This window comes from Streptomyces sp. NPDC014864, from assembly GCF_043081525.1.
Classification (GTDB): Bacteria; Actinomycetota; Actinomycetes; order Streptomycetales; family Streptomycetaceae; genus Streptomyces.
Genome location: NZ_JBIBWT010000032.1, coordinates 1 through 10,661, shown reverse-complemented (window position 1 = coordinate 10,661; position 10,661 = coordinate 1). Strand labels below are relative to the sequence as shown.

Sequence of the window (10,661 nt, the reverse complement as noted above, 5' to 3'; positions counted from 1 at the left end):
TCGAAGACGAAAGTATCCGGTTGTGAGTGAGACAACGCACGACGGCGGCGTCGCGGTCGACGCGGCACCGTCGCCCGACGAGGGCCTCACGGCGGCGCGGCTCGCCGCCAGGCACGGGCTGACCGTCAGCGGCGCCCGGCCCCCGCTGACGGAGTACGTCCGCCAGCTCTGGGGGCGGCGTCACTTCATCCTCGCCTTCTCCCAGGCGAAGCTGACCGCCCAGTACAGCCAGGCCAAGCTCGGCCAGCTCTGGCAGGTGGCGACCCCGCTGCTGAACGCGGCCGTGTACTACTTCATCTTCGGTGTGATCCTGCGGGCCAGCCGGGGCATGACGCCCGAGACGTACATCCCCTTCCTGGTCACCGGCGTGTTCGTGTTCACGTTCACGCAGAGCTCGGTGATGGCGGGGGTGCGGGCCATCTCCGGCAACCTCGGCCTGGTGCGGGCGCTGCACTTCCCGCGCGCCTCGCTGCCGGTCTCCTTCGCGCTGCAGCAGCTCCAGCAGCTGCTGTTCTCGATGATCGTGCTGTTCGTGGTGGCCATCGGCTTCGGCAGCTACCCGGGGCTGTCCTGGCTGCTGATCGTGCCGGTGCTGGCGCTGCAGTTCCTGTTCAACACGGGCCTCGCGCTGATCGTCGCCCGGATGGGCGCCAAGACCCCCGACCTGGCCCAGCTCATGCCGTTCCTTCTGCGTACCTGGATGTACGCGTCCGGTGTGATGTTCTCCATCAGCGGGATGCTCGCCGGGCGGCCGGAGTGGTTCATCCGTCTGATGCAGGTGAACCCCGCCGCGGTCTACATGGATCTGATGCGGTTCGCGCTGATCGACGGGTACGGTGCCTCGCACCTGCCGCCGCACGTCTGGGCCGTCGCCCTGTTCTGGGCCGTCGTCGTCTTCGCCGGCGGGTTCGTCTACTTCTGGAAGGCGGAGGAGAGGTACGGCCGTGGCTGAGCAGAACGCCGCCCGCGTCGACGGGGAGCGCATCCCCACCGTCATCGCGGACGAACTGCACATCGTCTACCGCGTCAACGGCGCCAAGACGGGCAAGGGCAGTGCCACCGCCGCGCTCAGCCGCATCCTGAAGCGCGGCGAGGAGCGCGGCGTGCGCAAGGTGCACGCCGTCAAGGGCGTCTCCTTCGTCGCCTACCGCGGCGAGGCCATCGGCCTGATCGGCTCCAACGGCTCGGGCAAGTCCACCCTGCTGCGCGCCATCGCCGGTCTGCTGCCCGCCGAGAAGGGCAAGGTCTACACCGACGGCCAGCCCTCGCTCCTGGGCGTGAACGCGGCCCTGATGAACGACCTGACCGGTGAGCGCAACGTCATCCTCGGCGGTCTCGCCATGGGCATGTCCCGCGAGGAGATCAAGTCGCGCTACCAGGAGATCGTCGACTTCTCCGGCATCAACGAGAAGGGCGACTTCATCACGCTGCCGATGCGGACGTACTCCTCCGGCATGGCGGCCCGGCTGCGCTTCTCCATCGCCGCAGCCAAGGACCACGACGTCCTCATGATCGACGAGGCGCTGGCCACCGGTGACCGCAAGTTCCAGAAGCGGTCCGAGGAGCGCATCCGGGAGCTGCGCAAGGAGGCCGGCACCGTCTTCCTGGTCAGCCACAACAACAAGTCGATCCGCGACACCTGCGACCGGGTGCTGTGGCTGGAGCGCGGTGAGCTGCGCATGGACGGCCCCACCGAAGAGGTGCTCAAGGAGTACGAGAAGTTCACCGGCAAGTGACCCGGACGCCGTCGGGCCCCGCCGGAACTGCTCCGGTGGGGCCCCGCGTCTGCAAAGGAAACGTCAACTCGGGCCGGGGCGTGGAATCTTGACACCAATCGGTGTGTTGTTGTGATGTGCCGGACACCCCTGCGGAACACACCACGTTGTACAACGTAAGCTGTACCGGTCCCCGAAAGCGGCACATGGGGCGATAATGCGCAACACCCTCCCTCGGGGCGGCCCGGCGGAGGGTCCGGCGGCGTGTCCGAAATAGTGTGTATTGGGTCGGCAGTGTAGAACGGGAGATGTGACGGCAATGGCTACGGAAACTCCCCAGCTCAGCGCAAGCCGTGCCGTCCCCGCTCCGGGCAGCGCGCGGTGACGGGAACCACCGCGGCGCGCGACCCGGGGCGCGCCACGCTGGACAAGGCCGCGGGCGAGAACTTCCCCGTGGCGCCGTTCTTCCTGCCCAGAGCCTGGCGCGCCGACCTCATGGCCGTCTACGGCTTCGCCCGCCTCGTCGACGACATCGGCGACGGCGACCTGGCCCCCGGCGGGGCCGACGCCCGGCTGCTCGGCGTGTCGCCCGAGGAGGCCGGGAACCGCCTGGTCCTCCTGGACGCCTTCGAGGACGACCTGCGCCGCGTGTTCGACGGCGCACCGCGCCACCCGCTGCTGCGCCGGCTCCAGCCCACCGTCCACCGCCACGCGCTGACCCCCGAGCCCTTCCTCGGCCTGATTGCGGCCAACCGCCAGGACCAGCTCGTCACGCGGTACGAGACCTACGACGACCTCCTCGCCTACTGCGCGCTGTCCGCCAACCCCGTGGGCCGCCTCGTGCTCGCCGTCACCGGCACCTCGACCCCCGAGCGGATCCGCCGCTCCGACGCCGTCTGCACCGCCCTGCAGATCGTCGAGCACCTCCAGGACGTCGCGGAGGACCTCGCCCGCGACCGGGTCTACCTCCCCGCCGCCGACCTGAAGCGCTTCCACGTGCGGGAGGACGATCTCGCCGCCCCCACCGCCGGCGCCTCGGTGCGCGCCCTGGTCGCGTACGAGGCGGAACGCGCCCGCGTCCTGCTGGATGAGGGCGCCGCCCTGGTGGGCAGCGTCCACGGCAGGCTGAAGCTGCTGCTCGCGGGTTTCGTGGCGGGCGGAAGGGCGGCCGTCCGGGCGATCGCCGCCGCCCGTTACGACGTACTTCCCGGCCCGCCCAAGCCCGGCAAGGTCCGGTTGCTGCACGAGGTGGGCGTGACCCTGCGAGGAGAGGGGTGATCGGGGCCGTGGAAGCTCCGCCGCAGGTGTCCGCACCGGTACTCGCCGCCTACAGCTACTGCGAGGCCGTCACCGGTCAGCAGGCCCGCAACTTCGCCTACGGCATCCGCCTGCTGCCGACGTCCAAGCGGCGCGCCATGTCGGCGCTGTACGCGTTCTCCCGGCGCGTCGACGACATCGGCGACGGCGAGCTGACGGACGAGGTCAAGGTCGCCCGGTTGGAGGACACCCGGGCCCTGCTCGCCCGGATCCGCGAGGGCGGGGTCGAGGACGACGACACCGATCCCGTCGCGGTGGCCCTCGCCCATGCGGCCCGGACCTTCCCCATCCCGCTCGGCGGCCTGGACGAACTCATCGACGGCGTCCTCATGGACGTCCGCGGCGAGAACTACGAGACCTGGGACGACCTGAAGGCCTACTGCCGCTGCGTGGCCGGGGCCATCGGACGGCTCTCGCTCGGCGTGTTCGGCACCGAGCCCGGCGCGCGCGGCGCCGAGCGCGCCCCCGAGTACGCCGACACGCTCGGCCTCGCGCTGCAGCTGACCAACATCCTCCGGGACGTCCGCGAGGACGCCGCGGGCGGCCGCACCTACCTGCCCGCCGACGACCTCGCCAAGTTCGGCTGCTCGGCCGGGTTCCGCGGGCCGATCCCGCCGGAGGGCTCCGACTTCGCGGGTCTGGTCCATTTCGAGGTGCGCCGCGCCCGCACCCTGTTCGCCGAGGGCTACCGGCTGCTGCCCATGCTGGACCGGCGCAGCGGCGCGTGCGTCGCCGCCATGGCCGGGATCTACCGCCGTCTGCTCGACCGCATCGAACGCGAGCCGCAGGCAGTGCTGCGTGGCCGGGTCTCGCTGCCGGGGCGGGAGAAGGCGTACGTCGCCGTGCGCGGCCTGTCCGGGCTGGACACCCGGCACGTGTCCCGGCAGACCGTCAGGAGGCGTGTCTGATGGACCGTTCGCTCCCGGGCGGCCCCACCGCCGAGAAACGGCGCGCAACCCTCCGCGGCCACATGGCGTCCCTGACGGCAACGACCGGCCGTGGGGCACCGCGTCGCCACGGCGGGCGCACAGGGGAGGGCGCGCGATGACCGACGTCACCCGGCCGGACCAGCCGCTGAACGGCACCCCGCGGGCCGCCGCCCGGCACGCCGTCGTGGTCGGCGGGGGACTCGCCGGCATCACCGCCGCGCTCGCGCTCACCGACGCCGGAGTGCGCGTGACGCTGATCGAGGGGCGCCCCCGCCTCGGCGGCCTCGCCTTCTCCTTCCGGCGCGGCGACCTGACCGTCGACAACGGCCAGCACGTGTACCTGCGCTGCTGCACCGCGTACCGCTGGTTCCTCGACCGGATCGACGCCGTCGCGCTCGCCCCGCTGCAGGACCGGCTCGACGTGCCCGTCCTCGACGCCACCCGCCCCGAGGGACGACGGCTCGGCCGGCTGCGGCGCGACGCGCTGCCCGTGCCCCTGCACCTGGGACGCAGTCTCGCCGCCTACCCCCACCTCTCGCTCGCCGAGCGCGCCCGGGTCTGCCGGGCCGCGCTCGCGCTCAAGGCGCTCGACCTCACCGATCCGGCCCTGGACGCCCAGGACTTCGGCAGCTGGCTGACCGCGCACGGCCAGTCGCCGCGGGCCGTCGAGGCCCTGTGGGACCTGGTCGGGGTCGCCACCCTCAACGCGGTCGCGGGCGACACCTCGCTCGGGCTCGCCGCGATGGTGTTCAAGACCGGTCTGCTGTCCCACCCCGGCGCGGCCGACATCGGCTGGGCCCGTGTGCCGCTGGGAGAACTGCACGACCTGCTGGCCCGCAAGGCGCTCGACTCCGCGGGCGTGCGCACCGAACTCCGCACACGCGTCACCTCCCTGTCCCTCCACGAGAACGGCGGCTGGAGCGTCCGGGTTCCCGGCGAGACACTGCGGGCCGACGCGGTCGTGCTCGCCGTGGCGCAGCGCGAGGCGCACGGCCTGCTGCCGCCCGGCGCCCTCGACGCGCCCGAGCGGCTGCTGCGGATCGGCACCGCGCCCATCCTCAACGTCCACGTCGTCTACGACCGCAAGGTGCTCGCCCGCCCCTTCTTCGCCGCTCTCGGCTCCCCGGTGCAGTGGGTCTTCGACCGAACGGAGGCTTCCGGCCTGAAGTGGGGTCAGTACCTGGCCGTCTCCCAGTCGGCGGCCCAGGACGAGATCGACGCGCCCGTGGCCGAGCTGCGGGAGCGCTACCTGCCCGAGCTGCGGCGGCTGCTGCCCCGCGCGCGGGGCGCGGAGGTCGAGGACTTCTTCGTCACCAGGGAGCGCACGGCGACGTTCGCCCCGACCCCCGGCGTCGGCCGTCTCAGGCCCGGCGCCCGCACCAAGGCACCCGGCCTGTACCTGGCCGGAGCGTGGACCGCCACAGGGTGGCCCGCGACCATGGAGGGTGCGGTCCGCAGCGGCGTGAGCGCGGCGGAGGCCGCGCTGCGCGCCCTCGGCCGGCCCCGCCCGAGCCGCCTCTTCGCTCTGGAGGAGGCGGCGTGATGCTCGACCAGCACGGCGCGGCAGGCTCCCGCATCCCCGGCACCGCAACAAGGAGAGACACTGTGCCCACTGTGCCCCCGGCCTCGACGCCCGCTCGAAGGACCGCGGCGGACGTGACCGCGCTGCTGGAGCGCGGCCGGACCCTGGCCACGCCGGTTCTGCGGGCGGCGGTCGACCGCCTGGCACCCCCCATGGACACGGTGGCCGCCTACCACTTCGGCTGGATCGACGCCGACGGCAGGCCGGCCCACGGCGACGGCGGCAAGGCCGTCCGCCCGGCCCTGGCCGTGCTCTCCGCCGAGGTCACCGGGGCCGCTCCGGAGACCGGGATCCCCGGCGCGGTCGCCGTCGAGCTGGTCCACAACTTCTCGCTGCTGCACGACGACCTGATGGACGGCGACGAGCAGCGCCGGCACCGCGACACCGTCTGGAAGGTGCACGGCCCGGCCCAGGCCATCCTGGTCGGCGACGCCCTGTTCGCCCTGGCCAACGAGGTCCTCCTGGAACTCGGCACCGTCGAGGCCGGCCGGGCCACCCGCCGCCTGACCACCGCCACCCGCGCCCTGATCGACGGTCAGGCACAGGACATCTCCTACGAGCACCGCGACCGCGTCAGCGTCGCGGAGTGCCTGGAGATGGAGGGCAACAAGACCGGCGCCCTGCTCGCCTGCGCCAGCTCCATCGGCGCGGTGCTCGGCGGTGCGGACGACGCGACCGCCGACGCGCTGGAGAAGTACGGCTACCACCTCGGCCTGGCCTTCCAGGCCGTCGACGACCTCCTCGGCATCTGGGGCGACCCGGAGGCCACCGGGAAGCAGACCTGGAGCGATCTGCGCCAGCGCAAGAAGTCCCTGCCGGTCGTGGCCGCTCTCGCGGCGGGCGGATCCGCCTCCGAGCGGCTCGGCGAGATGCTCGCCGCCGACGCCAAGAGCAGCGACTTCGAGAACTTCTCGGAGGAGGAGTTCGCGGCCCGCGCCGCCCTCATCGAGGAGGCGGGCGGCCGTGCGTGGACGGCCGAGGAGGCGCGCCGCCAGCACACCACCGCCGTCGAAGCCCTCGACGCCGTCGACATGCCCGAGCCGGTCCGGGCCTCCTTCACGGCGCTCGCCGACTTCGTCGTCGTACGAAAGAGATGATCGTTATCGGTCGAACCAGCCTCGCGTAGTCGCCGGCCGGTGCCGCAGGAGGTTTGCGGGCACCGGCCGACGGCGGACCCACAGCAGCACGACTCGCACGACTGCACGAAGGGGAAGCCATGACAGCGACGACCGACGGAAGTACCGGGGCCACTCTCCCGCCCCGCGCTGCCGCGGCCAGCGAAACCGTAATCACCACACCCGTGGCGGCCGGGCCGGCACAGGCCGCCGAACGCGCGGTCCGGCGCGCCACCGACTTCCTGCTCTCCCGGCAGGACGCGGAAGGATGGTGGAAGGGCGACCTCGAGACCAACGTCACGATGGACGCCGAGGACCTGCTGCTGCGTCAGTTCCTGGGCATCCTCGACGAGGAGACGACCCGGTCCGCCGCCCTCTTCATCCGCGGCGAGCAGCGCGAGGACGGCACCTGGGCCACCTTCTTCGGCGGCCCCGGCGAGCTGTCCACCACCATCGAGGCCTACGTCGCACTCCGCCTGGCCGGCGACGCGCCCGGCGACCCCCACATGGCCAGGGCCTCGGCCTGGATCCGCGCGCAGGGCGGCATCGCGGCCGCCCGCGTCTTCACCCGGATCTGGCTGGCCCTGTTCGGCTGGTGGAAGTGGGAGGACCTGCCCGAACTCCCGCCGGAGCTCCTCTACTTCCCCACCTGGGTCCCGCTCAACATCTACGACTTCGGCTGCTGGGCCCGGCAGACCATCGTCCCGCTCACCGTCGTCTCCGCCAAGCGGCCGGTGCGGCCCGCGCCCTTCCCGCTGGACGAGCTGCACACCGACCCCGCCCGCCCCAACCCGCCCAGCCCCTTCGCCCCGGCGGCGAGTTGGGACGGCGCCTTCCAGCGTCTGGACAAGGCGATGCACGCGCTGCGCAGGGTCGCGCCGAAGCGGCTGCGCAGAGCCGCGATGAACACCGCGGCCCGCTGGATCATCGAGCGCCAGGAGAACGACGGCTGCTGGGGCGGCATCCAGCCGCCGGCCGTGTACTCGATCATCGCGCTGCACCTGCTGGGCTACGACCTCAACCACCCGGTCATGCGCGCGGGCCTCCGGTCGCTGGACCGTTTCGCCGTCCGGCGCCCGGACGGCGCCCGGATGATCGAGGCCTGCCAGTCGCCGGTGTGGGACACCTGCCTGGCCACCATCGCGCTCGCCGACGCGGGCGTCCCCGCGGACCACCCGCAACTGGTGAAGGCCGCCGACTGGATGCTCGGCGAGCAGGTGGTGCGGCCCGGCGACTGGTCGGTGCGCCGCCCCGGACTGCCGCCCGGCGGCTGGGCGTTCGAGTTCCACAACGACAACTACCCCGACACCGACGACACCGCAGAGGTCGTCCTCGCCCTGCGCCGGGTCCGTCACCACGACCCGGAACGCGTCGACAAGGCCGTGGCCCGCGGGGTGCGCTGGAGCCTTGGCATGCAGTCGAGGAACGGCGGCTGGGGCGCCTTCGACGTCGACAACACCAGCCCCTTCCCCAACCGGCTGCCGTTCTGCGACTTCGGCGAGGTCATCGACCCGCCCTCGGCCGACGTCACCGCGCACGTCGTCGAGATGCTGGCGGTGGAGGGCCTCTCCCACGATCCGCGCACCCGGCGAGGCATCCAGTGGCTGCTGGCCGAACAGGAGCCGGACGGCTCGTGGTTCGGGCGCTGGGGCGTCAACTACGTCTACGGCACCGGGTCGGTGGTGCCCGCGCTGGTCGCCGCCGGGCTGCCCGGCGCGCACCCGGCGATCCGCCGCGCGGTGACCTGGCTGGAGTCGGTGCAGAACGACGACGGCGGCTGGGGCGAGGACCTGCGCTCCTACCGGGACGCCAAGGGGTGGAGCGGCCGGGGCGCCTCGACCGCCTCGCAGACGGCCTGGGCGTTGCTCGCCCTGCTGGCGGCGGGGGAGAGGGAGTCCAAGGCCGTCGAATCCGGCGTCGCGTGGCTCGTCGCCACCCAGCGGGAGGACGGCTCCTGGGACGAGCCGTACTTCACCGGCACCGGCTTCCCCTGGGACTTCTCCATCAACTACCACCTCTACCGGCAGGTCTTCCCGCTAACCGCGCTCGGCCGGTACGTCCACGGCGAGCCGTTCGCCGCCAGGGCCCGCGCCGGGGCCGAGGGGGGCTGATGGACGCCCGGCCCGCCCCGGCACCGTTGCTGATCGCCTGCGCGCTCGGCATCGAGCGCCTCGCCCTGCGCACGGGCGGCCGCGGAGCCGGGCGCAGGGGCCCCGGACCGGACGACCGGGCCGCCGGCGGGCCCGTCACCGTCCTGCGCACCGGCATGGGACCGAAGGCGGCGGAACGCTCCGTCACCCGGCTCCTCGCCGATCCGGCGCTCGCCGGGGCCGCCGTGCTCGCCACGGGCTTCTGCGCCGGACTCGCCCCCGGGATGCACCCCGGTGACCTCGTGGTCGCCGAGGAGACCCGGGATCCGCGCGGGACCGTGCGGTGCGTGGGCACCGAGCTGCTCGTCGGGGAACTCGCGCGCGCCCTGCCCGGGCGCACCGTCCACACCGGGCCGGTCACCGGATCCGACCACGTGGTCCGCGGGCCGGAACGCTCCGGCCTGCGGGCGACCGGCGCCATCGCGGCCGACATGGAGTCCGCGGCCACGCTCCTGGGCGCGGTGCGCGAGGGCGCCCGCCCGGTTGCGGCCGTCCGGGTGGTCGTGGACGCTCCAGAACATGAACTCGTCCGGATCGGCACGGTGCGCGGTGGAATATCAGCTTTCCGTGTTCTTCGTTCCGTCCTGCCGACTTTCTTCGAATGGCACCGTAGTGTGTTGCTCCCCCGGAGGTGAGCCAGATGGCCATGCCGCTGCGTCAGTCCATCAAGGTCGCTACTTACCTGGCCGAACAGAAGCTGCGCAGGCGGGACAAGTTTCCGCTCATCGTGGAGCTCGAACCCCTCTTCGCCTGCAACCTGAAGTGCGAGGGCTGCGGCAAGATCCAGCACCCGGCCGGCGTGCTCAAGCAGCGGATGCCGGTCGCGCAGGCCGTGGGAGCGGTGCTGGAGTCCGGCGCGCCGATGGTGTCCATCGCGGGCGGCGAACCGCTGATGCACCCGCAGATCGACGAGATCGTGCGTCAGTTGACGGCCAGGCGGAAGTACGTCTTCCTGTGCACCAACGCGATGCTGCTGCGCAAGAAGATGGACCGGTTCACGCCCTCCCCCTACTTCGCCTTCGCCGTGCACATCGACGGACTGCGTGAGCGGCACGACGAGTCGGTGGCCAAGGAGGGTGTGTTCGACGAGGCGGTGGAGGCCATCAAGGAGGCCAAGCGGCGCGGCTTCCGGGTTACCACCAACTCGACCTTCTTCAACACCGACACCCCGCAGACCGTCATCGAGGTCCTCAACTACCTCAACGACGACCTGAAGGTCGACGAGATGATGATCTCGCCCGCCTACGCCTATGAGAAGGCCCCCGACCAGGAGCACTTCCTGGGCGTGGAGCAGACCCGCGAGCTGTTCAGGAAGGCCTTCGCGGGCGGCAACCGGCGCCGCTGGCGGCTCAACCACTCCCCGCTGTTCCTCGACTTCCTCGAGGGCAGGGTGGACTTCCCGTGCACCGCGTGGGCCATCCCGAACTACTCCCTCTTCGGCTGGCAGCGCCCCTGCTACCTGATGAGCGACGGATACGTCCCGACGTACCGCGAACTGGTGGAGGACACCGACTGGGACAAGTACGGCCGCGGCAAGGACCCGCGCTGCGCCAACTGCATGGCGCACTGCGGGTACGAGCCCACCGCCGTGCTGGCCACCATGGGCTCCCTCAAGGAGTCCCTGCGCGCCCTGCGCGAGACCGTCTCCGGAAACCGCGAGTGACGCCGTGACCGCCGTTTCCCTGGGCGTTCCCGAGGTACCGGGCCGGCCGATCGCCGAGCGGCGCGTGTCGCGGCGGATCGAGGTCGGGCCGGTACCGGTCGGGGGCGGGGCCCCGGTGTCGGTGCAGTCGATGACGACGACGCGTACGTCGGACATCGGTGCGACGTTGCAGCAGATCGCGGAGCTGACG

General features: G+C 72.3%; 10 protein-coding genes and 1 pseudogene. All 11 read left to right on the top strand.

Features of this window, described 5'->3' with window-relative positions; all coding sequences use genetic code 11:
• Positions 1–22 precede the first annotated feature (22 nt).
• Complete coding sequence (locus tag ACF1A5_RS32880; RefSeq protein ID WP_392196500.1) at positions 23–952, top strand: ABC transporter permease; 930 nt, start codon at positions 23–25, stop codon at positions 950–952.
• Entirely contained in the window at positions 945–1,736 is a 792-nt protein-coding gene (locus tag ACF1A5_RS32875) for an ABC transporter ATP-binding protein (protein WP_392196499.1), read from the top strand. The genes ACF1A5_RS32880 and ACF1A5_RS32875 overlap by 8 nt, the downstream gene beginning before the upstream one ends.
• A gap of 360 nt (positions 1,737–2,096) precedes the next feature.
• The gene (hpnC, locus tag ACF1A5_RS32870; protein ID WP_392196498.1) at positions 2,097–2,993 is read left to right on the top strand and encodes a squalene synthase HpnC; all 897 of its coding nucleotides are present in this window, start codon (positions 2,097–2,099) and stop codon (positions 2,991–2,993) included.
• Positions 2,990–3,940: a presqualene diphosphate synthase HpnD gene (hpnD, locus tag ACF1A5_RS32865; RefSeq protein ID WP_392196497.1), complete on the top strand. Its 951-nt coding sequence runs from the start codon at positions 2,990–2,992 to the stop codon at positions 3,938–3,940. Before hpnC ends, hpnD begins: the two co-directional genes overlap by 4 nt.
• Positions 3,940–4,080, top strand: coding sequence for a DUF6380 family protein (locus ACF1A5_RS32860; protein WP_392196517.1), 141 nt, complete (start codon positions 3,940–3,942; stop codon positions 4,078–4,080). The genes hpnD and ACF1A5_RS32860 overlap by 1 nt, the downstream gene beginning before the upstream one ends.
• Positions 4,065–5,504, top strand: a pseudogene (gene hpnE / locus ACF1A5_RS32855) (hydroxysqualene dehydroxylase HpnE); the annotation flags it as partial. The gene ACF1A5_RS32860 and the pseudogene hpnE, both read left to right, overlap by 16 nt.
• Before the next feature lie 71 nt (positions 5,505–5,575).
• Entirely contained in the window at positions 5,576–6,640 is a 1,065-nt protein-coding gene (locus ACF1A5_RS32850) for a polyprenyl synthetase family protein (protein ID WP_392196516.1), read from the top strand.
• A gap of 119 nt (positions 6,641–6,759) precedes the next feature.
• On the top strand, positions 6,760–8,769 hold the full coding sequence (gene shc / locus ACF1A5_RS32845) for a squalene--hopene cyclase (RefSeq protein WP_392196496.1): 2,010 nt from the start codon (positions 6,760–6,762) through the stop codon (positions 8,767–8,769).
• Positions 8,769–9,443 carry a 1-hydroxy-2-methyl-2-butenyl 4-diphosphate reductase gene (locus ACF1A5_RS32840; RefSeq protein WP_392196495.1) on the top strand — a complete coding sequence of 225 codons (675 nt, stop codon included), beginning with the start codon at positions 8,769–8,771 and terminating at the stop codon, positions 9,441–9,443. The genes shc and ACF1A5_RS32840 overlap by 1 nt, the downstream gene beginning before the upstream one ends.
• A gap of 5 nt (positions 9,444–9,448) precedes the next feature.
• Positions 9,449–10,471: an adenosyl-hopene transferase HpnH gene (gene hpnH, locus ACF1A5_RS32835; RefSeq protein WP_392196494.1), complete on the top strand. Its 1,023-nt coding sequence runs from the start codon at positions 9,449–9,451 to the stop codon at positions 10,469–10,471.
• A 4-nt stretch (positions 10,472–10,475) separates the two neighbouring features.
• Positions 10,476–10,661, top strand: a 186-nt coding sequence (locus tag ACF1A5_RS32830; protein WP_392196493.1) for a flavodoxin-dependent (E)-4-hydroxy-3-methylbut-2-enyl-diphosphate synthase, incomplete at its 3' end; no start/stop codon positions are given.